General features: G+C 34.1%; 15 protein-coding genes. 5 read left to right on the top strand and 10 right to left on the bottom strand.

Annotated features, from left to right (window positions below; translation table 11 throughout):
• Positions 1 to 37: 37 nt before the first annotated feature.
• The 6 genes from ACTB0X_RS16805 to ACTB0X_RS16780 form a co-directional block, all read right to left on the bottom strand.
• Positions 38 to 2563, bottom strand: a complete 2526-nt coding sequence (locus ACTB0X_RS16805; RefSeq protein ID WP_463026197.1) for a T9SS type A sorting domain-containing protein — start codon at positions 2561 to 2563, stop codon at positions 38 to 40.
• Between the two features lie 226 nt (positions 2564 to 2789).
• Positions 2790 to 2948 carry a lmo0937 family membrane protein gene (locus tag ACTB0X_RS16800; RefSeq protein WP_463026196.1) on the bottom strand — a complete coding sequence of 53 codons (159 nt, stop codon included), beginning with the start codon at positions 2946 to 2948 and terminating at the stop codon, positions 2790 to 2792.
• Positions 2949 to 3202: 254 nt separating this feature from the next.
• Positions 3203 to 5425 carry an NADP-dependent isocitrate dehydrogenase gene (locus tag ACTB0X_RS16795; protein WP_463026195.1) on the bottom strand — a complete coding sequence of 741 codons (2223 nt, stop codon included), beginning with the start codon at positions 5423 to 5425 and terminating at the stop codon, positions 3203 to 3205.
• A 123-nt stretch (positions 5426 to 5548) separates the two neighbouring features.
• Complete coding sequence (locus tag ACTB0X_RS16790) at positions 5549 to 7864, bottom strand: CAP domain-containing protein (RefSeq protein ID WP_463026194.1); 2316 nt, start codon at positions 7862 to 7864, stop codon at positions 5549 to 5551.
• A gap of 64 nt (positions 7865 to 7928) precedes the next feature.
• On the bottom strand, positions 7929 to 9113 hold the full coding sequence (locus tag ACTB0X_RS16785) for an OmpA family protein (RefSeq protein ID WP_463026193.1): 1185 nt from the start codon (positions 9111 to 9113) through the stop codon (positions 7929 to 7931).
• A gap of 137 nt (positions 9114 to 9250) precedes the next feature.
• Positions 9251 to 11518, bottom strand: a complete 2268-nt coding sequence (locus ACTB0X_RS16780; protein WP_463026192.1) for an aconitate hydratase — start codon at positions 11516 to 11518, stop codon at positions 9251 to 9253.
• Positions 11519 to 11662: 144 nt separating this feature from the next.
• Here ACTB0X_RS16780 and ACTB0X_RS16775 point away from each other — a divergent pair, with 144 nt between their 5' ends.
• The gene (locus ACTB0X_RS16775) at positions 11663 to 12904 is read left to right on the top strand and encodes an ABC transporter permease (protein ID WP_463026191.1); all 1242 of its coding nucleotides are present in this window, start codon (positions 11663 to 11665) and stop codon (positions 12902 to 12904) included.
• A 233-nt stretch (positions 12905 to 13137) separates the two neighbouring features.
• Here ACTB0X_RS16775 and rplI read toward each other — a convergent pair whose 3' ends face one another.
• The 3 genes from rplI to rpsF are packed head-to-tail and all read right to left on the bottom strand — an operon-like array spanning position 13138 to position 14250.
• Positions 13138 to 13587 carry a 50S ribosomal protein L9 gene (gene rplI, locus ACTB0X_RS16770; protein WP_463026190.1) on the bottom strand — a complete coding sequence of 150 codons (450 nt, stop codon included), beginning with the start codon at positions 13585 to 13587 and terminating at the stop codon, positions 13138 to 13140.
• A 12-nt stretch (positions 13588 to 13599) separates the two neighbouring features.
• Entirely contained in the window at positions 13600 to 13866 is a 267-nt protein-coding gene (gene rpsR / locus ACTB0X_RS16765; protein ID WP_463026189.1) for a 30S ribosomal protein S18, read from the bottom strand.
• A gap of 30 nt (positions 13867 to 13896) precedes the next feature.
• Positions 13897 to 14250: a 30S ribosomal protein S6 gene (gene rpsF, locus ACTB0X_RS16760; RefSeq protein WP_463026188.1), complete on the bottom strand. Its 354-nt coding sequence runs from the start codon at positions 14248 to 14250 to the stop codon at positions 13897 to 13899.
• Between the two features lie 222 nt (positions 14251 to 14472).
• Between rpsF and ACTB0X_RS16755 the strand changes: the two genes are divergently transcribed.
• Positions 14473 to 15003 (top strand): toxin-antitoxin system YwqK family antitoxin, encoded by a 531-nt coding sequence (locus ACTB0X_RS16755; protein ID WP_463026187.1) that lies wholly within the window; start codon positions 14473 to 14475, stop codon positions 15001 to 15003.
• Between the two features lie 57 nt (positions 15004 to 15060).
• Here the strand turns inward: ACTB0X_RS16755 and ACTB0X_RS16750 are convergent, their stop codons facing one another.
• Positions 15061 to 17415 carry a hypothetical protein gene (locus ACTB0X_RS16750; RefSeq protein ID WP_463026186.1) on the bottom strand — a complete coding sequence of 785 codons (2355 nt, stop codon included), beginning with the start codon at positions 17413 to 17415 and terminating at the stop codon, positions 15061 to 15063.
• Positions 17416 to 17547: 132 nt separating this feature from the next.
• Between ACTB0X_RS16750 and ACTB0X_RS16745 the strand changes: the two genes are divergently transcribed.
• Genes ACTB0X_RS16745 through ACTB0X_RS16735 form a run of 3 tightly spaced genes read left to right on the top strand, consistent with a single transcriptional unit; the run spans position 17548 to position 25966 of the window.
• Positions 17548 to 18636, top strand: coding sequence for a hypothetical protein (locus ACTB0X_RS16745; RefSeq protein ID WP_463026185.1), 1089 nt, complete (start codon positions 17548 to 17550; stop codon positions 18634 to 18636).
• A gap of 5 nt (positions 18637 to 18641) precedes the next feature.
• Positions 18642 to 19211 (top strand): hypothetical protein, encoded by a 570-nt coding sequence (locus tag ACTB0X_RS16740; RefSeq protein WP_463026184.1) that lies wholly within the window; start codon positions 18642 to 18644, stop codon positions 19209 to 19211.
• A 2-nt stretch (positions 19212 to 19213) separates the two neighbouring features.
• Positions 19214 to 25966 carry a hypothetical protein gene (locus tag ACTB0X_RS16735; protein ID WP_463026183.1) on the top strand — a complete coding sequence of 2251 codons (6753 nt, stop codon included), beginning with the start codon at positions 19214 to 19216 and terminating at the stop codon, positions 25964 to 25966.
• The last annotated feature ends 1 nt before the right edge of the window (position 25967 follow it).

Here is a 25967-nt window from a genome sequence, read left to right as displayed (position 1 = left end):
ATTGAGGTGAAACTAAAACCAATTATTATTAAAAAAACTACTTCGCTATAATTACTTTTTTGGTTTCCCAAGAATTATCTTGTCGTTGGATTCTTAAAAAGTAGAACCCGTCTTTAATTGAATTGGAGAATTGAATAGTTGGTACCAATCCTTTTGAGGTTAAATCGGTTTCCATTATTATTGATCCACTTACATCAACTACTTGAAGGCTTTTCATTACTTCGTCAGATGAAATGGTGAGTATACCATTTGAAGGAACAGGGTAAATAGTAATGTCAGAGTCAGCTAGCCCTTCTTCTTTAACACCAATTCGAATAATTGGACAATTGAAATTACTAGCTGTAATACCAGGCTGAACTTGCATATTGACATAAACCGTTTTGGCATGATTCAAGGAATTGATCATTGCAGGAACAGCATTTAAATAACTTTGACCAGTAGAAGTAGAATCAAATCCATATCCAATCGCTAAAGAGATTGTTTTCCGTTCATTAGGTTGTAGAGAAAAGTAGGGGATGGCAGCCAACCCTCTTCGGTCTCCTCGAGAATTTCCAATGTTTTTTTCTGACCAACCAGTGTTGGCAACAGGATCTCCTGTCAACATATAATTTGTTGGAATTGTAGTTGCTCCTGGCCCTCTAAAGCCATTACCACCATAAGTAATGTGTTGTCCATTTTTCCATCTTGCATTGAGGTAGTTGTGCACATCACTTGAGTTGCGCATGTCCCCGTTGTCTGCACTGCCAGTAGTATTAAAAACAAAATTGTCCATGGAGTCGCTTAAAAACTTAACTCCTAATGCAGGAGGGTTTAACCCAAACCCAATTTGACCACCGGCATTTTCATCATGTGAATCACCATTATACCCATACATGATGTTGTTTATGCTGTCACAACCCATATAATCATCAGATGCGTACCCTAAATCAATATCCATCCAGAAGCCAACTTTGATGGAGTCGTAAGCCACATTAGCTCTGTTCACAATAGTTCGCTCTAGAAATACAGTTTGATTAATTAAAGGATCGTTTGGGTCATTAAATCCATACAACATATTGTGATACTCTAAATCACTTAAAGCGGAAGTGTCATTGGGACGGTTGATCCAATAGATGGCCTCATCCCCCTTTATTACAGGGTAATCTCCATTGATTGGATCGTAACATCCATTGGAGTTGACATCCACAAATGGAGCCAAATCAAAAGGCTCATTCAAGGAAGAGTCCCCAATTGCAGGCCAATTTAAAATTCCATCTGGCATTTGGTATCCGGAATTATTAGACTGTGAAATGTGAGTCAAAATTTCAGTTTTAGAAACTTTAGCCATAAAACTTCTGGTCACTTCAGTATTATTACTCTTTGGACCTATATAGAAATCTTCTTCAAAAGGTATAATGGGGTGTGCATCAAAAGTTGAGGAAGTGGCTTTTTTTGCCGAAACCATAAAGTTGGCTCCATAAATTCCATGTGTTACATTGCCTTTTGGAAATTCGAATGATGCAACTCCAAAAAGTGGATTGTTAAAAACAGGACCTCTACTAGAGATTTTTGTATTAATGTTATTTACATCGAAGTCATATACTGCCTGTGCGATTTCAACATCTATAGTTGCGATGTAAAACCCATTGTCAGTCCCAAATGCTATGGCACTGTTAGCTGTCTCTACTGAAGTGATGTTTTCGATTGTGTGATTAAAGTAATGTCTTTTTAAATCGGTTAAATTCCCTGAATAAATACTTGCATAGTAATTTCCTTCCATTTGATATCCTACCCAATATTTCCCTGTTTGATCAGTTTGAAATTGATCTGCATTTTTTGGTTCTCTTTGAGAGTGATTAATCTGGAATGGTAATTTAGTAATCACATTTTGCTGAACAAAATAAAAGGGATTCGGATAAAGACTGCTAATTATTAGTTGGCCATTATTTAATAACTTAAACTTAGATTGAAAAATAAGTGCTGTTGAATCGGTATCGAAAATCTTATAACTGTTCCAAGTAATTCCATCAAAAATTTCTAAATTATTTGTTGAGTCCTTTCCAAATACGACCCTTTTAGTAATAATATATATCTGATCAGCAGAATCTACCCCTAACGAATAAGCTACTTTGTTGGGATACTGAGTAAACTGTGCCCCATCAAAACTTGCTACTCCTGTCGTGGTTCCAATCCACAAAGTGCCATTTGATGTTACTTGAATCTCTTTCACCTCATTCGACGGTAATCCGTTTTTAGAAGTGTAGTTAGTAAAAGTTAATCCGTCAAAAACAGAGATGCCGCTATCAGTATGCAGGAACAATAAATTATTTCCCAATTCCATGTCCAATATTTTGTCGGTATTTAATCCACTATTAGCAGTGGTGTAATTGGTGAAAGCTCCTTGATTGAAATGAGAAAGTCCAGCATTGGTTCCCAAATAAATACTTTGGCTGTTTTCAATCACCAGTCGGGTAATTGAGTCTTGAATTAATCCGTCATCAGAATTGTAATACTTCCAGTAGTCTTGGCCAATTCCAAGAGTGGAGAGAAAAGATAAACCTAGGGTTAGTATAAATATTTTCATAGCAGTTGGTTTTTAGTGAATACTTGTTTCTAAATCAAAGACAAGGAGTCGACCCAAAACGTCTACTAGATTTATAAATAAAAAACCATCTCAATTCTTTGAATGAATGGAGATGGCTCTATCTAAATTAACATATGAAACTATTGCTAATAGTTGCTTGGGAAAGCAAAAAAAGGCCAATGCAGTAAACATTGACCTTTCGAATAATTGTAATAGGTGATCTTTTTTATAATCTTTTTCCTGTAGCTAATCTGAAAAGAATTCCGATTATAGCTAACACTAATAATATGTGTATTAAGCTGCCAACTGCAGCTCCAAAACCGATGAATCCAATTAACCATCCAATGATTAAAAGAACTATTAATAAATTGATAATACCATTCATAGTTTTAAGTTTTATTGGTTTATAACTATAAAACAACAGTTGTTCCTCTCGATAAAATTTACATTAAAAATTATACAATTATCTCATATTCTTTTTATTGTATGGAATTTTGAGTTTATTTCGAGTTTTTTTAGAACTGATTAATGTGAAATAATTCCACATAAGTGGAAACCTTTGGAGGCATTGGCTTATTTTTTGAACTAAAAAAAGCCAAGTCATATCGACTTGGCTTTTCAATTATTCTATAAAAAATGTTATACTCCTTTCTCTAAAATAGCATTTAGTGTTGCACTAGGTTGCATAGCTTTAGAAACTAATGTTTTGTTTGGGTGATAATAACCTCCCATATCAATTTTAACACCTTGAGCACTATTTAGCTCTTCAACGATTTTCGATTCATTGCTTTCCAATGCTTTCGCGATCTCAGTGAATTTTGCTTTTAAGTCAGTATCTTCATTCTGATTTGCTAACGCTTTCGCCCAGTAAAGTGCTAAATAAAAGTGACTTCCTCTGTTGTCCAATTCACCAACTTTTCTAGATGGAGATTTACTATTGTTTAAGAATTCGCCTGTGGCTGCATCTAAACAATTCGCTAAAACCAATGCTTGTTTGTTGTTGTTCTTTTCACTCAAATGCTCTAAAGAAACCGCCAATGCAAGAAACTCCCCTAAAGAATCCCATCTCAAATGATTTTCCTCCACAAACTGTTCTACATGCTTAGGGGCAGAACCTCCAGCACCTGTTTCAAATAAACCACCGCCATTCATTAAAGGAACGATAGACAACATTTTTGCACTTGTACCTAATTCTAAAATAGGGAAGAGGTCAGTTAAATAATCACGCAATACGTTTCCGGAAACAGAGTTGGTGTTTTCTCCCTTTTTTACTCGATCTAAGGTATACTTTGTTGCAGCAGCAGGCGACATAATTTGAATGTCTAAACCATTAGTTTCGTGATTTTTTAAGTATTTATTTACCTTCAAAATTACCTGAGCATCGTGTGCTCTATTTTCATCCAACCAAAAGATCGTAGGCCATCCTGTAGCTCTAGCTCTTGACACTGCTAGCTCTACCCAATTTTCAATTGGAGCATCTTTCGCTTGACACATTCTCCAAATATCTCCGGCTTCAACAGTGTGTTCCATCAAAATGGAGCCATCAGTTGAAATCACCTTAACAATACCGTCAGATTTAATTTCAAACGTCTTGTCATGCGAGCCATATTCTTCAGCCTTTTGAGCCATCAAACCAATGTTAGGAACTGTTCCCATAGTTGTTGGGTCAAAAGCACCATTCTCTTTACAGAATTTTATAGTTTCATCATAAATTCCTGCATAACTACTATCTGGAATTATTGCTTTCGTGTCTTGTTGCTTACCTGCGGCATTCCACATCTGTCCTGAAGTACGAATCATTGCTGGCATAGAAGCATCAATAATGACATCACTAGGTACATGCAGGTTGGTAATTCCATTGTCAGAATTTACCATCGCCATCTCAGGACCATTAGCAATTTCAGCATCAATTGCCGCTTCAATTGCAGTTTTTCTATCTGCAGGAAGTTGATCAATTTTTGATAAAATACTTCCTAGTCCATCGTTTGCGTTTGCTCCAACCGATTTAAAGTCCTCACCAAACTTTTCAAATACTGGCTTGAAAAAACTCTCTACCGCATGTCCAAAAATGATTGGGTCTGAAACCTTCATCATCGTCGCCTTCATGTGCAAGGAGTATAAAACTCCCTTTGCTTTGGCGTCTGCTTTTTGTTCTTCTAAGAATTTAATCAATGCGTTTTTACTTAAAAAAGTAGCATCAATAATTTCACCTTCTAAAACTGGAATGCTTGACTTTAAAACTTCTTCAGTTCCATTTTTGCCAACTAGAATAACTTTAACGTCATCCTTTTTTGTCAAAGTCACTGATTTCTCATTACTAAAGAAATCGTTTTTACCCATAGTCGCTACATGCGATTTTGAATCTTTTGACCATGAACCCATAGAATGAGGGTGTTTTTTGGCATATTCTTTCACGGCCTTTGGAGCACGACGGTCAGAGTTGCCTTCTCTTAGTACAGGGTTTACAGCACTACCTTTTACTTTGTCGTATCTCGATTGAATGTCTTTTTCCTCATCTGTTACAACTGATTTAGGATAGTTAGGAATTGCAAAGCCTTGAGATTGTAATTCATTTATGGCTTCTAATAATTGAGGTACTGAAGCACTTATGTTTGGTAATTTGATAATGTTTGCCTCAGGCATTTTAGCTAATTCACCTAACTCTAACAACGCATTTCCTACTTTTTGATCTTCAGAAAGAAATTCTGGAAAAACCGATAAAATACGAGCAGCCAATGATATGTCTCTAGTTTCCACCTCGACTCCTGCTGCTTTAGAAAATGTTTTTACAATTGGTAAAAATGAATAGGTTGCTAATGCCGGAGCTTCATCCGTTTCAGTATAAATGATTTTTTGTGCCATAAGGGTTTTAAATTATAATATTGGAGTGATTATTCATCACCGAATCTTTCCTTTTAAAGGATGCAAATTTAAGCTTTTACTATAGACTTCAAAAATGAATTAATCATCTATAATTCTAAAAGTTTATTGACATCTAGTACACCAGTTATTTTTGGTCAATTCATCCCTCAGGTAAAGAAAGTGGGCGGCGTTAGTTTTGAATAAATCACAAAAAAGTTTTGGATCAGATTGTTGGATTTTGTTTAACAATTCGCTCCGATACGTATCCGTGATTTCAGAAGCAGGATAAGCAGAAAGGGAAATTAAATTGGCAGCTATCTCGCTGTCAAAGGCCATAGAGAGTTGTTTCTTTAAAATGGTGGCAGCCCAATTAATTTGTAATTGAAACATATAATATTGAGCATAAGCCAGCATTTCATCTTTTGTGTTTTCTACAGCCATTATACTGTTATAGGCGCTTTGCAGACTTTTCTTTCGTTCTCTGATGTCTCCTTTGTCAAAATAATAGTCTGCAGATAATAAATAGAAATTGGTATTCAACCGCATTAATTTTTCTTCAGAAACAGTAGAATCAAGACTCGCCGATTTAAAATATTCTTCCCATTTCTCAGGAGTGATCGGCGCTTTTTTACTCAGTTCCCATTGGTATAAAACAGATAAACACAAGTTATAGCTTATGATTGGATTGGATTTGTCTACTAAATACAGACCTAGTAAAGTACGCCTCAAATTTTCTCTTGCAGCCAATACTTTTTTATTTTCCAATTGGTGCTTAGCTATTGCCGTATTTGAAATTAAGGCCAAATTTTCTTTAATCTGTTCAATTTTTGTAACAGAAATTGCATCTTTTGCAGCATCGTCATTGTTTTTTGCTCGTTCAATTAAATCCAATTGAATAATCAATGCATTCTTTATTTGATTGGAGGCTACCGATTGCTTGTATTCATTGATTAAACTATTGGTCGGCTTAGTGGCTGTTTTTTCTTTCAAACCAAATGTAACAGTTGTAACTTGAGAAGAGGCAAAAAACGCTTTTTCGTCTTCATTTTCTGTTGCATTTAGTAGCTCAACCTTTTCAGGTTTAGAAACACTCTTAACGTCCAAACCAATACTTCTATTTGAAATGTATTTTTCAATTTCATTCCAAGTATTTCTGATAGTAATTTTTGGCTTTTTAATTAATTCTGAGGATTTTGTTAGGTAATTGGATTTAATTTTTACGCTATCTAATGGAGTTAAATCGTTATAAGTGATAGAAATTGAAAGGTCGGATAAATTTACATTGGCGCTTTTGAGTGAATCTAATAGAGCAGTTACTTTTTCAGTTTGAGCAGTTTTGAATTCACGTTTATGATAGAATATTGCTTCGTCCGTATTGCTCTCAAAAACTTCCCATTGTGGCTCTAGCCAATGTAAATTTTTTGCCATGGTTTTCGTTTGAGGAATGTAGTTGCAGACACTACCTTCTTTAAAAACCAAAAGATTTAAATTGACATCTTTTTCAGAAAAATAAGTTGGCATTTCCCCCAACTCAATATTATCCAAGTATTTTCCTTCAGGTGTTTTAAAATTAACCGACGAAGCTTTTATTGGTCGAAGTAATAATCCATAATGAATATTGCTCGGATAGATTTTATTTCCTCCATTGCAATCAAACTGGTCTTTACTTACAATATCAATTGCAAATCCATCTCTACCATCTGCTAAAATTTCTGCTAACAATTCCCGATCACTGTTTTCAAGGTAGATTATTCCATCTTTAACGAACACTTTATCAGATAGTAATTCGGGCAAGTAGCTATTTTTTCGATTAAATAGATCACAAAGTGTTTTATTGAATTCTACTAAACCATAATCATCCTCTCTATCCTTTTTTTCTTTCAATTCAAATGGGGCAGATGCTAAAACACTTACAATTGAAATTTCTCGACGTTCTGCATTAAAACTCGCGGCAACACCAGCATTGAAGTAGGTCTTGTCATCTAAAATCTCCTTGGTATCCTCTTTTTTCTGCCATTGATTTAGCGCAGCTCTTGCGGCATCTTCGTAGGTGTTTATCACAAAAGTTTCTTGAGAACCCATAGATTTTATTGGAGCACCAATGGTTGCAATGTAAATGAGTTCTCCCATTTCGTAGTGCAATCCTTTATAAAATCGAACTCTTTTTTGCACATTTTCTTTTACCACTTCGTCTTGAGAATGTGCTTCTTTATTGTTTTTCTGATTGTACTCTGCTTGATCGAATGAAGCAGCATCTAGTATCTCATCTTGTAAAACTGCAGGAATTTTGTTTGATTTTCTATAGTCATTAATGGCTTTCATGACTTGAGCTTCCATTTCTAATTGGTCAAAGTTTTCCAAGTCGATTTTTACATCACTTTGACCAAAACCTGAAACAGTAAAACAGAGAAAAAGTACAAAAACAATATGTGCTTTCATTTTAATAAAAATAAAAAATGGCTGTAATCATTTGACTACAGCCATCAATATTAAATCATTTTATTTAATCTACAAATTCAAAAGTTACCTTTCTGTTCTCAGGTTTTGTTTGTTCTTCAATACTGAAATCTAAAACAACTCTACCGGTCAAACCTTTAGAGTCGGTATACTTTTTAATCGCAAATGCTCTTCCCTTAGCTAATTTTTCAGCATTGGATTCTGATTTATTTGCGTGACCTATTGCTTTTAGCTTCTTTTTTGGATTCTTCTTTAAATAATCTACAATCTGATCCAACGTTACTTCGCCTTCCATCTCGATGTCTTTAGACCCATCTTCAAAGTTGATGATTTGGTCAATCGGACTGTATTCTTTTTTTGCTGATGCTGTCGCAGTCTTCGCTCCAGGCTTAGCGGTAGTTCCATCAGAATTTACAAATACTTTACTTTCTGCTTTGCTAATTTCTTTGTCTTTCTCAGTAGTAGAGAATGATTTGAATTCAGTTTCCAATTTACCACCTGCTATTTTTTCACAAACACAAGTTTCAGCATCTTGTCCTTCCATATCTATTACAGATACATTGTCTAAATAATAGTATCCGTCCATAATTTGAGCACCTGAAAATTCTCTCGACTGTCTTACACGTTCTGTTAAAGTATTCTCTTCGCTCATGAAATTCCCTATTGTAATGTATTTCTCTCCACCAGTCGCTTCATATAATCCACAAATTGGCACCCAATCAAATTGCTTTTCAATAGGGCTGTTTTTTAATTTCATGATTTGTGGCTTGAAATTTAAGTCACCTTCATTAGTCGAGCTGATTGCTTCAGTAGAAACATGCATACCTATATTGTTAGTCGCATATTTAGATCGATCAGAAAAGCTGACAAAAAACTTCATGCAATATTTTTTTCCAGCTACTAATTCCTTTGTTAATTCTGTTTGCAGGTAACCTTTAGGTGCTCGACCTCTGTATCCATAAATATTCAAACCAACATAGTTCTTACCGTCTTGTGCTTTTTCTTCTCCATACGCATTTGTTGGAACACCAAATTCTTTGTTTTTAGCATCCTCACTATATAAATCTACTTTTTTTAACGTAGCAGAAGTCCATGGATATGCGAGGTCTATTTCACCAGCTTCTTTAATTTTTTTTTCTACTTCTTCAAAACTTGGATTTGGGACTAGGTTTTCTTGGGCAAAGCTATTGATTGCCAAAAGGGAAAAAATAGTGTAAATAATTTTTTTCATAATGTTTTTTTTGAGGTCTTATTCAATTATTATACCGAATCTATAAAGATAGTGGAATCTGTGAGAATTAGTCAGCAAAACAAAAAAAATCCCCATCTTTTAGAAAGATGAGGATTCAATTTTATTAATGTTACGGTTTAAGCATTAGCTTTTTTAATCATGTTCAATGCTGAACCTTCTCTAAACCATCCAATTTGTTGTGCATTATAAGTATGGTTTAATTTGATTTGCTCTTTTGAGCCATCAGCATGAACTAACTCTAATGTCAATTGCTTGTCTGGTGCAAAATCTTTCAAGTCGATAAAGTTAAATGTATCAGCTTCTTGGATTTTATCGTAATCAGACTCAGTTGCGAAAGTTAATCCCAACATTCCTTGTTTTTTCAAGTTTGTTTCGTGTATTCTAGCAAATGATTTTACAATAACTGCACAAACACCTAAATGTCTTGGCTCCATTGCTGCATGCTCTCTAGAAGAACCTTCACCATAATTATGGTCTCCAACTACAACTGAAGGAACGCCTGCTGCTTTGTATGCTCTAGCGGTTGCAGGAACTGCACCTTTTTCGCCAGTCAATTGATTCACTACTTCGTTAGAAGCTCCACCAAAAGCATTTTCAGCACCAATTAAGCAGTTGTCAGAAATGTTATCTAAATGACCTCTATATCTCAACCATGGGCCTGCCATAGAGATGTGGTCAGTCGTACATTTTCCAAATGCTTTGATTAATAATTTTGCGCCTGTAATGTTGTTTCCATCCCAAGGTGAAAAAGGCTCTAGTAATTGTAATCTGTTTGAATCTGGAGCAACTTTAATTTCAATGCCGCTTCCATCTTCAGCTGGAGCTTGAAATCCGTTGTCTTCAACAGCAAATCCTTTCGTTGGCAATTCAATTCCTGTTGGCTCAGCTAATTTTACTTTCTCACCTTTTTGATTCGTTAATGAATCCGTTATGGGATTAAAGTCTAATTGACCACTAATGGCAATTGCAGCAACCATTTCTGGAGAAGTTACAAAAGCATGTGTATTTGGGTTTCCGTCAGCTCTTTTAGAAAAGTTTCTGTTGAACGAGTGCACGATTGAGTTTTTCTCTTTCTTTTCAGCACCTGCTCTGTCCCACTGTCCAATACAAGGGCCACAAGCATTTGTAAATATAGTTACTGAAGGAAATTTCTTAAAAGTATCCATCAACCCATCTCTTTCTGCAGTAAATCTTACTTGTTCAGAACCTGGGTTGATTCCCAATTTAGAAACTGGTTTAACACCTTTATTAAAAGCATCTTCAACAATTGATGCCGCACGCGTTAAATCTTCATAAGAAGAGTTAGTACATGAACCAATTAAAGCCCATTCAATATCAGTTGGCCAGTCATTTGCAGCCGCTTTTTCTTTCATTTCTGCTACTGGAGTAGCTAAATCAGGAGTAAAAGGACCATTCACGTGTGGAGTCAATTCATCTAGATTTATTTCAATCACTTGATCAAAATACTTCTTTGGATCAGCATATACTTCATCATCACCAGTCAAATGACCAGCTACTTCATCAGCTAAAGCAACAACATCTGCTCTTCCTGTCGCCTTTAAGTATCTTCTCATAGAATCGTCGTAACCAAAAGTAGAAGTAGTTGCGCCTATTTCAGCGCCCATGTTACAAATGGTTCCTTTTCCAGTACAAGATAAATTCTTAGCTCCTTCTCCAAAATATTCTACTACAGCACCTGTTCCACCCTTTACGGTAAGAATTCCTGCTACTTTCAAAATAATGTCTTTTGCAGAAGTCCATCCGTTCAATCGTCCAGTTAATTTAACCCCGATTAATTTTGGAAATTTAAGCTCCCAAGGCATTCCAGCCATTACATCTACTGCATCAGCACCACCAACACCAACTGCAATCATACCCAATCCACCAGCATTTACTGTGTGAGAATCGGTTCCAATCATCATTCCACCTGGGAATGCATAATTTTCTAGAACTACTTGGTGAATAATACCTGATCCTGGTTTCCAGAATCCAATCCCGTATTTATTACAAACCGAGCTTAAAAAGTTAAACACTTCGTTGTTCTTGTTCAACGATTCTTGTAGATCTTTATCTGCTCCAATTTTTGCTTGAATCAAGTGATCCGCATGTGCTGTAGAGGGTACTGCTACCTTTTTCTTACCTGCTTGCATAAACTGCAACAAAGCCATTTGAGCAGTAGCATCTTGCATCGCTACTCTATCTGGTTTGAAATCTACATAAGATTTACTTCTAATGAACTCTTCTGTAGCGGACCCTTGCTCTAAATGTGAGTATAAGATCTTTTCTGTTAACGTTAATGGTCGATTCAATATTTTTCGAGCAGCTTCTACACGCTCTCCCATTACTGAATAAACCGCTTTAATCATTTCAATATCAAATGCCATTTGTTTCTTTCGTTAATGCGTTATTAATGATGTTTCGAGGGATACGAATTTAACGATTTTCAACCATTTTTAAAACCGTTCCTCACAAAATATATTTACTCCTTCCTGAGAATGGGTAATATTGTCTGAAAATAATATTAGTCGATGCAAGACGTTGTCGTTGAAAATATAAAAGAATCCTTTAAATCTGTTCGTACTCAACTTTTGAGAACCATCTTGACTGTGCTCATTATAGCCATAGGGATCTGCGCATTAGTTGGGATTCTAACTTCCATTGATGCCATCAAAACATCCATTAGTAGCAATTTTAGTAGCATGGGTTCCAATACCTTTTCCATTAAAAATGAAGGGAGTAATATTCGAATGGGAAAGGGTGGAAAAAGAGCGAAGGTTTATCCCATTATTGATTTCCAGAATGCCAAAGACTTTAAACAGCAATTTTCATATCCTTCTGTGGTGTCCATTAGTTCTAGAGCTACAGTCACTGCTACTTTGAAATTTGAATCAGAGAAAACGAATCCAAATATTTTTGTTTTCGGATGTGATGAAGATTACATTATTACTTCAGGTTATGAAATAGCTGAAGGACGTAATTTCTCAGTCAATGAAGTGAATTCTGGTGCGCATGTCGTAATTATAGGATACGAAATCAGAACATCGTTGTTTGGAACGACTCAGGAAGCCATTGACAAAATTATTTCAATTGGATCAGGAAAATATCGGGTAGTGGGAGTCTTGAAAGAAAAGGGGAGTAGCATGGGATTTAGCGCCGATAAAAATGCATTGATTCCTTTGCAGAATGCACGACAATATTTTTCATCGGCCAATACTTCTTATTTGATTAATGTAATGGTCAATGATCCTGAAGAGTTGGACGGAGCAATTGGAGAAGCAACTGGTGCATTTAGAGTCGTAAGAGGAGATCAGATAAAGGAAGAGCCTTCATTTGATGTTAGTCGATCGGATAGTGTGGCCAATTTGCTGATTGAAAATTTATCCATGGTGAGCTTCTCGGCCTATATTATTGGGTTTATCACTCTATTAGGCGCAGCCATTGGCTTAATGAATATCATGTTGGTGACTGTTACCGAACGAACCAAAGAAATTGGTGTTCGAAAAGCTTTGGGAGCTAGTAGCCGTATCATTATGATGCAGTTTTTGGTCGAAGCAGTTATTGTTTGTCAGTTAGGCGGTGCAGTTGGAATTGTGTTGGGAATCATAATTGGAAACGTAGTTTCAGGTTTCGTAGGTGGTGGTTTTATTATTCCATGGGATTGGATGACTTTAGGCGTGGTGCTGTGTTTTATCGTTGGAGTCGTTTCAGGAATTTATCCAGCTCAGAAAGCAGCGAGTTTAGACCCGATTGAATCGTTACGATACGAGTAAGCTTGCAATTTAACAATGTATCAATTTTTCAATAAGTCAATAGATTAATAAGTCAATTTGACAAGCAGTTAATTTTTAATTGAATAAGCAAATTCCCTTGTGAACCTGCCCGCCGCAGGCATGGCTTTGCGAAAACCCTTAGCGACCTTTGCGGTTAAATGGGAAAAGTTATCTCACAAAAAAACCTCTTCCGAATAAACGAAAGAGGTTTTTGATTTTGTTGCAGTGTTAGCTTACTCAGCAATCACTTCGAAGTCGATAGTTACAGTTACATCTCTGTGTAATCTGATTTCAGCTTGGTAAGTACCGATTTCTTTGATCTGAGCACCTAAAATCTTAATGCTTCTCTTGTCAATTTCATGACCTTGAGCATTAAGTGCTTCAGCCAATTGGATCGTGTTTACTGAACCAAATATTTTTGATCCAGCCTCGCCAACTTTAGCACCAACTTTTACAGCCGCTTTTTCTAATTTCTTAGCAGTAGCTTGAGCTGCATCTTTTATTTTTGCTTCTTTGTGACTTCTTTGTCTCAAAGTTTCTTCCAACATTTTCTTCGCAGATGCCGTAGCAACTGAAGCGTGACCTTGAGGAATTAAGAAGTTTCTAGCGTATCCTGGTTTAACAGTCACTAAATCATCTTTAAAACCTAAGTTCTCTACGTCTGTTTTTAATATAATTTCCATCTCTTATCCTCCTTATTTGTATAAATCAGTTACGTATGGCATCAAACCTAAGTGACGACATCTTTTGATCGCCTGAGCCACTTTTCTTTGATACTTTAATGAAGTTCCTGTAATTCTTCTTGGAAGAACTTTTCCTTGCTCGTTTACAAACTGAGTTAAGAAGTCAGGGTTTTTATAATCGATGAATTTAATTCTGTTTTTCTTGAAACGACAGTATTTGTCTTTCTTTACCTCAATTGATGGAGGATTTAAATATCTAATTTCAGATTTATCAGCCATAATGCTTTTTTTTAGTCTGTTACTACTGTATTACTTTTTTGTACCTAGCGTTTTGTTCTTTTCAATTCTTCTCGCAGCATACTCAACACCATATTTGTCAAGTTTGATGGTCAAGAATCTCATGATTCGCTCATCTCGTCTAAATGCAGTCTCAATTTTTTCAATTAATTCTCCATTTGATGACTCAAATTGGTACATCTGATAAAAACCTGTTGATTTTTTTTGAATTGGGTAAGCTAATTTTTTTAAGCCCCAATTCTCGTCGTTAACGATAGTTCCACCATTTTCAGTAATGATAGCTTTGAATTTTTCGGCTGTTTCCTTTGTCTGCTCAAGAGACAAAACGGGAGTCATAATGAAAACCGCCTCATAATGATTGCTCATTGGTATAAATTTTAGTTAATAATATTCCCCAAAAAAGGGAGCACAAAAGTAAGTAAAGATTTATTGATTTCAAATACTATTGCTCCAATAGAGATTTACAACAAGTAAAATTATTGAATTCTTGGGAGAATGTTGAAGAATAAAAGGTTAAATGAGGTATATTTAGAGGATTGAATGGTGGAGAAGTATAGATTATTAATATGCGACAGAGATATTTAGATTATGAAAGTTGAATTAAAGAAAATTGTAAGTTTGATTTTTGTATTGTTTTGTTTTAATCATGTTTATACACAAAGTGTTAAGCAATTCTATTGGGATAACGATAATTTAAAGCAGAGGTCTTATTATAAGTTTACAGTGCTTGATGGCCCATTTTATCAATGGTATCCAAAAGGAAAGCTAAAAAGCGTAGAAGAAAACTGTAGAGGCCTACCTTGTGGTTATCGTATGGAGTGGGATAGTACAGGAAATTTGTCTTCAATTGAAGTAATTGACACAATGATTGGCGCTACTGATAATTTTGATGGGTTTATTACTTCTACAACAATTCCCTTTTATGATGTCATTAAATTTCATAAAAATGGTAAGGTTCATTGCATTTTAGATAATAATTACCCTGAATATTCTGAAACGTTCTATAATTCTGAAGGATTAATTTATAGGAAAGATTTTTATTTTAGATTGTTTGACACTAGAAAAGATAGTTTGATAAGAACTATTGAATATGATACAATATTTAATCGGATCAGATAGCTTATTTTAGAATAAATGAATATTGGCTATATGATCCTATGAAGTCTATTTGAGAAATTAGTACGTTATTTTAAACCCAAGATTTATTGATATATAGTTGTCAAAGGAATTTATACCAATGTTTGATGCAATAATTTTATTTATTTGGTAAGTAGTAATTAATCGAAGCCCATATTTGTTTATTGTATCGAATAATGCCATAAATCCTAATGATGAACTAAATTTATCATTGAACGAATTTGATAGGTCTATATTTAAACTTGAAAAGGATGGGAGATTATCTAGACTATTGATTGAAACGGAATGGTTGTTTTTTTTGAATCTAATACAGGATAATAATTGATAATTTGTTTGTCTATTGTCTATCACTTCAGAATCTGAAAGGTTGCTTTTGGTAACAATATTTGTTCTAGATAAGAGAACTTTATAAAATGTTGATTTAATTCTTTTACTATATGTTAGTCTCGTAATTTCGATTGTGCTGTTTATCGAAACTTTAAATAAGTTAGTATCTAATTGGCTAAATAGTTCAAAATTGATTGGTTTTATGCTATAATAAATATTAGGTATTTTTTGAAATCTACTAGTTGCTTCTAATGAATAACTGATTCTTTTATTCTCTAAAGATTGCGAAGATTTATTCCTTTCAATATCATTATATGATGCAGATAAACTAATCTTGTTTTTGAATAAATTTACATTTGTTTTTATGTATTTAGAGAATAAATCATTCTGAAGTAGGAAAACCCCATCTGAGCTATATTCTTTTCCAATCGCTTCTAATCCGACATTAAGGCTAATGTTTTTAAAAAGTAAATACTGTAATTCGCCAATTGAGGCTGAGTGATTTTGATAATTATTTAAATCCTGTTTGATTAGTATATTCGTTTCAATCTTGTATTCAAGTTTTTTTGATAAATGACCTTCAAAAATCTGAGAAATGATATAGTCATTTGTAGTTTCGACTTGTTTTTTTTGATCTAAACTAACATAAGTTGAGAAATTTAGTTTGCTAAAATGCGTATTTATATAGCCAATACTGCTAAACATAGAAGGAGATGTTGGGTTAAAATAATACTTATTTTTTCTTCCACTTAAGATATGAATTGATTGCTTTGAGTTAATTGATAATTTTAAATTTATTCCTTTTATTTCAACGTTACTTAAAGTATGGGGTGTGATAACTTCATAAAAATTACCTATTTCAAAATGGTCAATTTTTTCAAAAAAATTCAAACTATTTATCGGATTATATTTACTATCTAGTTTTTCTTTTTGCTCTAGCGTTCTGATTGAGTTATTCAATAAATCTATTTCGGACTGAATCTCATTTATTGATTTCTTTACTTCAAAAGTATCTATCATGGTTAGCCCTGTATCAACGGTTGGGATATTTAAATCATGTTTAATTACTGAATCATTATAACCTAGAGTATTATTTCTGCTTTCATTTAAATGTTTTTTCTGATCTTCTAGGTTAGAAATTTGATTATTAAGGTCTTGTTTTTTAGACTGTATGGTTTTGTTTTTTAGATTTTTAAGTGATTTTTGAAATTCTGTTTTGTCCAATGAAATATTAAAGTAAGATCTAAAATTCTTATCAATGGATTTAGCATTGTTGAATTGGAAATCAATATTTAATGGGATATTGAAAAGTATAAGTTTATTTGAAGATGTTATTTGAGTGTTTGGGATTGTATTATTTAATTGATTTGGTTGGTTTTTTGCTCCATTCATGTGCATGAGTGAAGTGCTTCCATGGAAGGAAAGGCGTTTTCTCTTAATCGTGTCAGTTTCAATATTTTTTTTATTTTGTAAAAGACTGAAAGTATTCTTATTATAATAAATAGTACTTATTGTTTTATTATTTGAACTAATTTCTATTATACTATCTTTTCCTTTAGTAATGTTGGTGTCTAACAATATTATGCTGTCTTGATTTATGATACCTCGAAAGTATAGAAGCTTGTTAATTTCTATACTGTAAGTATCCAAGGGAGTAGGATTAAGAATCTTTAATTTGTTGTATTGTACGTTAATTGTGGGTTTTAATTTCTCCTCAAGAGAGATGATATTTGAACTGTTAAAGTATAATGAATCATACATAGAGTTAAAAGCGATATTTAATTCTTGACATTCAAGAAGCTTTACTTCTATTTTAAAGTTATTAATACCTTTATTGATACCAACTTGAAATGTAGTATCACTAATAGTATTTCCTGTTGTGCAATTTTGGATAGTTTGAAAACTCCCCAAAAATGGAGTAGAATCGTTTATTATTGTCACCATAGCAATAAGGTGATCTTTATTTTTAGAAACCTTTACTATTTGATTACTATTATTTGATTGAGAAAGAATAGTTAGTGAACGGATTAAAAGAGCAATAAAAATAATTTTTTTTTTGACAGTCAAGATTATAGTATTTTAAAGGGGTGTAGGCAAATTTGGCATTTTTTGGAGCAAATATTTTTTTATAATTTTTGTTAAATTATTAATTTAATTCATACATTCGGATGGAAATTAACTATTTAAATTATACCCCAAATGCAAATTCGACGATATTTGTTGCTCTCCATACTCTTTTCTATAATTTTTATTTCTGGAAAGACTCAATCTTTAGAGGTTGTTATTAATCCAATTCTTCCATTTCAAAAAACAGCAGTAAATCTATTAATTATTAATAGTAGTTCCGAAGGTTATTTTAACCTAAGCTCAACTATTCAATCTTTGAATGGGAGTGTTCAAATGGAGGAAGCAGGACTAGTATACTTAAGAAAAGGTGCTAACTATATAACGAAAAAGGATATAGAACAATATCGAGTCAATTTTAAATCTAATGAATTTTATAACCTGTTTAATATTTCACAAAGTTTACCACCTATGAACTATAGACAGTGTGTTCAGCTCATTTCAAGAACTGAAATGCCTAATGAATATAAAGGTTGCCAAGAACATTTGGCAAATGATTTTTTAGTTGTTCAGCCTATTTATCCCTACAGTGATACGAAAGTGTCAGAAATACGTCCTAATTTCAGTTGGCTTCTTCCCGGTTATGAACAGTACCCATTTTTATTTAAGTTAAAATTAGTCGAAGTGGTTGATAACCCGACGAAATCATTGAGAAGGAATTTACCAATTTTCGAAGTAAATACTAATGAATATAATCTGAATTATCCTCTTGGGGCTGTTAATCTGGAAAATGGTAAGGAATATGCTTGGGAAGTAGATGTCTTATTAGATAATGAGCCTGTAACTGTTTCTCAGCCTATATCATTTGTAGCAAACTCAATTGAAAAGCCTAGCGATATTCCTAAAGATATTTCATTCATTTTAATTAATGAAATTGAATCTAACGTTGAGTTATTCGCTGTAGGTGATTTTAGGTTTAAATTTTATGAAGTTTTTTCAGATAATAAATTAGTTGGAAAATTAATAGATACAGAAACCGGGGGGATAATGAGTATTGACTATCAAGCTATCACTACAGTTGGTGAAAATAAGTTTATAATTGAGCTTGATAAGATGGTTTACCTTAAGCACAATCATGAATACTCTTTAATCTTAAGATCAGTTCTAGAAAAGAAGGATTATTTTTTAAGCATTCGATATATTAATCCTGATTATTTAAAATAAATACTATGAAATTAATACAAAAAATTATTTTCATGGGATTTCTATTGCTTGTTGCGGGTAGTTGTCAAAATAGGATGACTGAAAATCAATATTCTAATTGGTTCTCTATTAATTCTGATTCTTTTTTGAAAGAGAAAATTTCTGGGAATTATCTTTTTAAAGTAAAATATGTTACTCCTGAGGTGAGAGTATTATTATCGGAAGGTAATATCAAATTGGATTCCTTATATATTGTATTTCAGGAACAGCATTTCTTTACATTAACTCTTTTAAATGAAAACGGGGTTTCAGTTTTTAGCAAATTGACAATAGAGAAGAAGGAAGAATTAGAGGATGCTATTACCGATGTATTTAAAAACTATACTTCTTTGACAATAAATGGTGAAAAAATTGATTGTGAGTTGTTTCACTATGAAGGGGAGGTCGGAGGAAAAGCCGGGGTCGTGGCACATTTTATATACCCATCAAATTCAGATAAATCATTAAGTTTTCAAATAGACTCTAATAAAATTTTTTCTGAGACAATAATCTTTGAATATAATACTGCAAATTACCCAAAATTGAAAATATATTAATTATGAATTACTCTTTACGAATCAAGGCATGGATTTTATTAGTTGTTTTTTTAAGTGAATTATTTTCACCTATCAAATTAATGGCCTTAACTTCTGGACCTTCACAACCTGAGCAGTCTTCTTTTACTCCGGCAAGTACAACAGAAATGGTTGATCCTTTTACTGGAGACTTTAATTATAATATTCCACTGTTGGATGTAGGTGGATATCCTGTTAATATAGCCTATAGCAGTGGAGTCGGTATGGAGCAAGAGGCTAGCTGGGTAGGTTTAGGCTGGAGTTTAAATGTCGGTTCTGTCAATCGAACTGTTCGAGGAGTTCCAGATGACTTCAATGGGGATGAAATTATTACCACTTCTTCCATTAAAGACATGAAGAATTATAGCTTTGGAGCATCTGCAGGGGTTGAGGTCGCAGGATTTGGAGGTGATCTTGGATATGGATTTCAATATAATAATTATAAAGGGTTCGGTTTGAATTTTTCCCCGTCTTTGAGTGCTCCCGTTCTGTTAGGTTTATTTAAGGCTTCTGTTGGTTTTAGTCTGAGTACTTTAGATGGTACATCATTTAATGGTACAATTTCTTCGAGAATGTCAAGCGTTATAGGTGCTTCTGCTTCTAAAGGTTACAACTCTAGGAGTGGTCAAGCTTCAATGAATTTATCTGCTTCTATTTCTGTTCCAGTTAAAGGTGATAATACTAAAAAGGGGAAATCTACAGGAGGAGCTCTTAAGGCCTCAGGAGGAATTTCCTATCTACCAATTGGTATGCAAACCTATACGCCTTCACCCTCTTTAAAATTTAAATCTTCTTCTATTTCATTTTCAGGTAGTGTAGGTGGTGAATTACAGGGTATATATGCTAATGGAAAGGTTCATGGAATGCTCTCAAAACAATACTTAGCAGAACCAACTGAAACCACTAAAACTTTTGGAGTAATATATCATGAAAACGCTTCTGCTGACGCACTTTTAGATTTTAATAGGGATAAGAATATTGCACTAAATGAAACAACTAATAATTTGTCTGCTACAGCTTTGACATATGATGTATATTCTGTCACAGGCCATGGAGCAGCAGGAAGTTTTAGACCATTTAGAAATGAGGTGACAAGAGTCAGTGATCCCTACTATGAGGTGAATAATGACTCAGAAAATTCTTTTGGAGTAGAAGTAGGCCTTGGTTCGCTTGTTAGAGGTGGGTTTGATTTTAATAAGGTTAAATCTAAATCAGTTTATGGTGCATGGAACACTCATGTAACATCAGCTTTCAAGCAAGCTAAACCAATTGGTGGTTCAATATATGAGAATATCTATTTTAAATCAGCAGGAGAAAGAACAGTTAGTGACTTGGCATTATTTAATTCGCTAAAAGGATATAATCCAGTTGCATTCATTGTTGGGGATAATGTTCTGGTTAATAAAGTGTTTTCGGGTAAAGGCTATTCTTCTACTCCAGAAGTTTTAAGGCCTAAGTACAAAGAAACTCGATCTCCACGCTCGAATTTATTTTACACACTAACGGTAAAGGATTGTAAAGTTTTAAACTCCATTAAGCCAAAGTCATATGAAGGTTACTTTTTTCAGGATGCATCAAATTCTAAACAGTTGCAAATTAAGGAAATTGATAGGTTAGCAAAGCAGAAAGATCATCACATTGCAGAGGTAAGGCAAATAAATACAATGGGAGAATCCTTTATATATGGAACTCCTGCATACAACTTTGTGAAGAAGGAGGTTTCCTTTGCAATGGATCATAATGCATCAAACCTGGTAGGTTCATCAAATGATAATTTAAAACAATACAATGTTAGTACTGATGCCAGCACAGGAAATAACAAAGGAAAGGACAACTTCTTCAATAAGGTGGAAACACCTCCTTACGTGCATACTTATTTATTGACTTCTAAGTGGTCACTGGACTATCAAGATATAACTGGAGATGGGCTTTCTGCGGACGACAATGGGAATGGTTATCAGTTTAATTATACGAAAACATCAAATAATTATAAATGGAGATCACCGTATGAGGGGGCTAGTTACGCTAAAGGATTTGAACATGACAAACAAGATCAAAAAGGAAGTTACACCTATGGAGAAAAGGAATTATGGTATGTACATAGTATTGAAAGCAAGAATCAAGTGGCTGAATTTTATATTTCACAGCGAACTGATGCAATTGGCGTAAAGGATGAGGAAGGTGGAAATCCCAAAAGTTCAATTACTGGAGATGATCGGACATATCGATTGGACTCAATTTCATTGTACAATAAATATGATCGATTAAAAAATAAAGAAGAAGCAATACCTGTTAAGCGAGTGCATTTTGAATATGACTATTCCTTATGCCAAGGTATCCCAAATAGCTCAACGAAAGCTGGAAAATTAACATTACTTTCTATAAAAGTTCTTAATGGTAAGAGTGATAGAGGTGGACTAAGTCCTTATCAATTTAAATACGATAATAACTATAATTATTCAAATGAAAATATGGATCGATGGGGCAATTATAAGAATCAAGCTAATAATGTCTTAGATGCAAGTAAAAATCCAATTCCTTTAAAGAATTCAGAATTTCCATATGTGCTTCAAGATGGAATGTCAATTCATAAAGATGATTGGGCTTCAGCATGGTCATTAAGTGAAATTACCTTGCCTTCGGGAGGAATAATCAACATTGAATATGAAGCAGATGATTACGCATATGTTCAAGATCGTGAAGCCATGCAAATGTATCAAATTGTTGGTGCAGGCTCTTCCACTAATTTAAGCTATTCTAATGATTTGTATAATAATAGATTTCTGTATTTTTCAATTCCTTCAGCATATCAAGGTATAGAAGAATCAAAACTGAAGGAATTGCTTTTTGGTGAGAATCAGCAGCTGGATAATATGTATTTTAAATTTAAAGTAAATATTGATGGAGGAAAATATGAAGAGGTTGCAGGATATGTAAGAGCAAAAAATATTGGTAAATGCTCAGGAAATACTCAATTTGGATACATTGAATTAGAGCAGTCCTCACCGAATATAATTTCCCGCACCTCTTGGGGGTTTTTTAGGGAGAATCTTTTTGATGTATTATACAAACAGCCAAATGTAAGTGATGGCCCCATAGAGTCTGTAATTAAAGGCTTAGTAGCAAACGTTGGAGATATCCGCGGTATGTTATTTGGCGTTGAAAACTTACTCCAGACAAGAGGTGTTGCTAATAATTTCAAACTAAAAGAATCTTTTGTACGATTGAATTCGATTTCTAAAAAGAAAATCGGTGGAGGGTCGAGAGTAAAAGAAGTAAGAATAGATGACCAATGGGCTGTTCTTTCTGGAGAAGGAGAGAATTCCAATTATGGTCAGAATTACTTTTATACCACTACACATGATAAATATGGAGAAATAAGCAGTGGAGTTGCTACATATGAACCAATGGTTGGAGCCGACGAAAATCCTTTTAGAGAGCCAGATCCATATATCGCAGTAGCGACTAAAGGACATGTGCCAGCAATTGCTGCCTATAATGAATTTCCTATTGGAGAGTCCCTTTTCCCAGGTGCAAGTGTTGGATATTCTAAAGTTACTGTGAAGGATATAAATCAAGTTAATTCTGTGTCTGCAAGTACCATTACAAAGAAAGAGTTTTATACAGCTAAGGATTTTCCTGTTAGGGTATTATCTACTGCGCCTCAAATTTTACCTAAGCCAGCCCCAACTTCTAAAGGGAGTTTTCCATTTACAGATGTTACCCAAGAAAGTAGATTTACAGCATCTCAAGGTTTTTCCATTATTCTTAACGATATGCATGGTAAATTAAAAGGTGAAGAGACGTATAGCGAGACTGTAGAAACAATTGGGGGTAATAGTATCACAAAAATAAATATGATTGGGGGAACAATTAATCATTATAAAACAAAAAGTGAAAATGGAAAAATAATTCTTGATAATAATGTAGAAGCTTGGTTGCCAAATGGTCGAATAGAGAACACACTTTTAGGGGTAGAATCTGACATGGTAGTCGATTCAAGAATGAGCAATGAAACGACTGAAGCAACCAATACTTCAGCCAATGTTGATGTTATTTTATTACCAATTCTTATCCCGCTTACGTTTCCAATCCCAAGCCCTAATCACAATACCATTACTCAAATTGAAAAGGTAAATACCATAACTACCACAAAAGTGATACAGGAATATGGTATTTTAGAAAAAGTAACTTCTTATACTGATCAATACAAAATTACGGTAGAAAATACTTTGTATGATGGTGAGACAGGAGAAGTGTTGCTTACAAAATCAATTGATGAATACAACCAGGATGAGCACATATTTAATATGCCTGCATATAAGATGGATGGTCTTGCCCGAATGGGAGGTGCTTATGAAAATATCGGACTAACTGACTTAATTTATGGCGGTTCATCAAATTCTTCTTATAAAAGTAATAGGGCATTTAAACACGGTGATCAGGTGATTATTTCAGACGATCAAGGCTATTCTCAGGTAGCTTGGGTGAAGTATCCACTTGATTGTATCGATGGGTTTAAAAAGAACCCTTGTCCTGATACTATTTTAACCGCTGACCTCAATTGTGGTGATTGTAATCTTTGTGCGCACACCGTCGGGTGCGGAGACGAATTCTCCTCAAATGTAATGTTTTCTGAATTACTTATACCGACATTTGTTGGGGGCACACTTGTATACAATACACAGCGATTTTTCGATAGAATGGATTCTATAAGGGATACTGCACTGTCATTTCAAATTTTTCATTTAAAAGACAAATATGCAGATCAAATAAATCTGGAAATAGCTGCGGGGTTATGGGATCCTTATGATGCTAATAATGTTTCTCATATATTTAATTTTAATAGTAATATATGCCAAGCGATGTATAGTGGGGATCCTTACACTTCAACAATTCGAAATTCACCATTTACGGGGTTTTATAAAATAACGGATGATATTCATGAACTATTTGATTTTACGGATACTATAAAAAGCACAAATCCTGGGAGTTTCCAATTTTTGGCTGCCATTGAAAAAAACAATACGCTTCTAGATTGTGGCGATTTTGAATGGGATTATGACTTTAGTAAAATAAAATACTTTAAAGCAGGACAGCCACTAATCTATAGTTTCTATTCGACTTATAAAGGAGACACATTAAGCTTTTATTCTCCAAAAGTATTAATGCAAGACGTATCATTTTCTGATGCAGAACCATATATCCAATCAGTTGGTTGCATTACAGGAGAATTCTCATTAATCAAAAGAGATGGTGGTCTTTTGTCAGGAATGAAAGGGAAAAACTTGAAGGTCATCCGTTCAGGCAATAAAAACCTGCAAGCACTATCAGCAAGAAATACCAAGTCGATAAAGAGTCCTGTAATGCAATACCTCGATCCAAATACTAATCACAATAATTTTGATGGAATAGAACAATTCGGTAAGAATTTTGATTACATATCAGTGACTGGTCAAGAATATGGAGAGGCTCCATCGGATGAGAATGTTATTTCAGTTTACCCAAAGTCAGGAAATCCATTCATTGATGGAGAATATGGAGTATTTAGAGTAATAGAAGAAAAGACAATTGTTGCACCTAGGAATAGCGACTTATTTAAAACCTCTAGTGCGGGTATTTATACTACTACAACCCCAATTGATGTAATCCAATTTAATTTAGATCCATGTAATCCTTTATTGGAGTATCCTACTATGAATACTCAGCCAACTTATGGATGGTTTCCTAAGTCAACCAATGATTTGTTCTCTAGTCATGGCCAAGTAATTCAATCTCATAATGCCCTTGATCAATATTCTTCCGCACAAGTAAATAGTAATGGCACTGCAGAAGCAATTGTTTCAAACAGTAAGTATGATTTAATGGGTTTTGAAAACTTTGAAAACTATTATCAGTTAGGAGGAAATGGCAATCCAGTCGGTCAAATTCCCGACAATCAGTTTAGATTGTTAGGGATGGTCACTAGTAATATCTATACCTCACCTTACAGGGTTATTCGAGAAATAACTCCTACTTCTACTCTGATAAAGGGAGAAGCACATACTGGAGATTACTCGTTATTTTTGAAGCATATAACTGCACCTGGTGCTTTTTCGTTAAACGTCATTGAAAAGGAACAACTTCCATTATCAAAATTCACTTTCTCCAATTCATCTAATAATGGTAACATTCAAATAGCGAATCAAGTGAATGAAAATGCTTTAAATTATGCAGCATTTGAGCAAGAAACGGGAATAGATTTAAATAATTATTCATCTTCACCATCATCAATGGTCATTGACTTTTCTACTATTAAAGGAGTGAAGTTAGAAGTGGGATCTTTGTATGTTTTTTCTATATGGGTAAGAGACTTAGTTCGATCTGGAATGCCGTATAGCGGAGAAGCTAAAGTTGTGTATGAAAATACCATAATTGGACCTCGGATAGTTGAGCCGATTGATGGTTGGCAAAAGATCGAATTTGAGTTTACTTACGACCCTAATGAGCCTATAACTCTTGAAGGAGGGTATTTTGGAGGCCTATTCGATGATATACGGATTTTTCCCAAAAATGCAAATATGAAATCATATGTGTATGACCGTCTCAATAATAGACTCACGGCCGAATTAGATGAAAATAATTATGCTACTTTTTATGAGTATGATGATGAAGGGAATCTGTTTCAAGTGAAAAAAGAAACCCTTTCAGGAATCATTACAGTATCTGAAACTCGTCAATCATTAAACAAAAGGTAGA

The sequence above is a fragment of the Acidiluteibacter sp. genome (assembly GCF_055129545.1).
This window is presented reverse-complemented; position numbering and strand designations above follow the sequence as displayed.

Bases quoted from the DNA above. Each gene is read 5' to 3' on its own strand.
- ACTB0X_RS16805 (WP_463026197.1), bottom strand. From the start codon at position 2,563: ATGAAAATATTTATACTAACCCTAGGTTTATCTTTTCTCTCCACTCTT.
- ACTB0X_RS16800 (WP_463026196.1), bottom strand. From the start codon at position 2,948: ATGAATGGTATTATCAATTTATTAATAGTTCTTTTAATCATTGGATGG.
- ACTB0X_RS16795 (WP_463026195.1), bottom strand. From the start codon at position 5,425: ATGGCACAAAAAATCATTTATACTGAAACGGATGAAGCTCCGGCATTA.
- ACTB0X_RS16790 (WP_463026194.1), bottom strand. From the start codon at position 7,864: ATGAAAGCACATATTGTTTTTGTACTTTTTCTCTGTTTTACTGTTTCA.
- ACTB0X_RS16785 (WP_463026193.1), bottom strand. From the start codon at position 9,113: ATGAAAAAAATTATTTACACTATTTTTTCCCTTTTGGCAATCAATAGC.
- ACTB0X_RS16780 (WP_463026192.1), bottom strand. From the start codon at position 11,518: ATGGCATTTGATATTGAAATGATTAAAGCGGTTTATTCAGTAATGGGA.
- ACTB0X_RS16775 (WP_463026191.1), top strand. From the start codon at position 11,663: ATGCAAGACGTTGTCGTTGAAAATATAAAAGAATCCTTTAAATCTGTT.
- rplI (WP_463026190.1), bottom strand. From the start codon at position 13,587: ATGGAAATTATATTAAAAACAGACGTAGAGAACTTAGGTTTTAAAGAT.
- rpsR (WP_463026189.1), bottom strand. From the start codon at position 13,866: ATGGCTGATAAATCTGAAATTAGATATTTAAATCCTCCATCAATTGAG.
- rpsF (WP_463026188.1), bottom strand. From the start codon at position 14,250: ATGAGCAATCATTATGAGGCGGTTTTCATTATGACTCCCGTTTTGTCT.
- ACTB0X_RS16755 (WP_463026187.1), top strand. From the start codon at position 14,473: ATGAAAGTTGAATTAAAGAAAATTGTAAGTTTGATTTTTGTATTGTTT.
- ACTB0X_RS16745 (WP_463026185.1), top strand. From the start codon at position 17,548: ATGCAAATTCGACGATATTTGTTGCTCTCCATACTCTTTTCTATAATT.
- ACTB0X_RS16740 (WP_463026184.1), top strand. From the start codon at position 18,642: ATGAAATTAATACAAAAAATTATTTTCATGGGATTTCTATTGCTTGTT.
- ACTB0X_RS16735 (WP_463026183.1), top strand. From the start codon at position 19,214: ATGAATTACTCTTTACGAATCAAGGCATGGATTTTATTAGTTGTTTTT.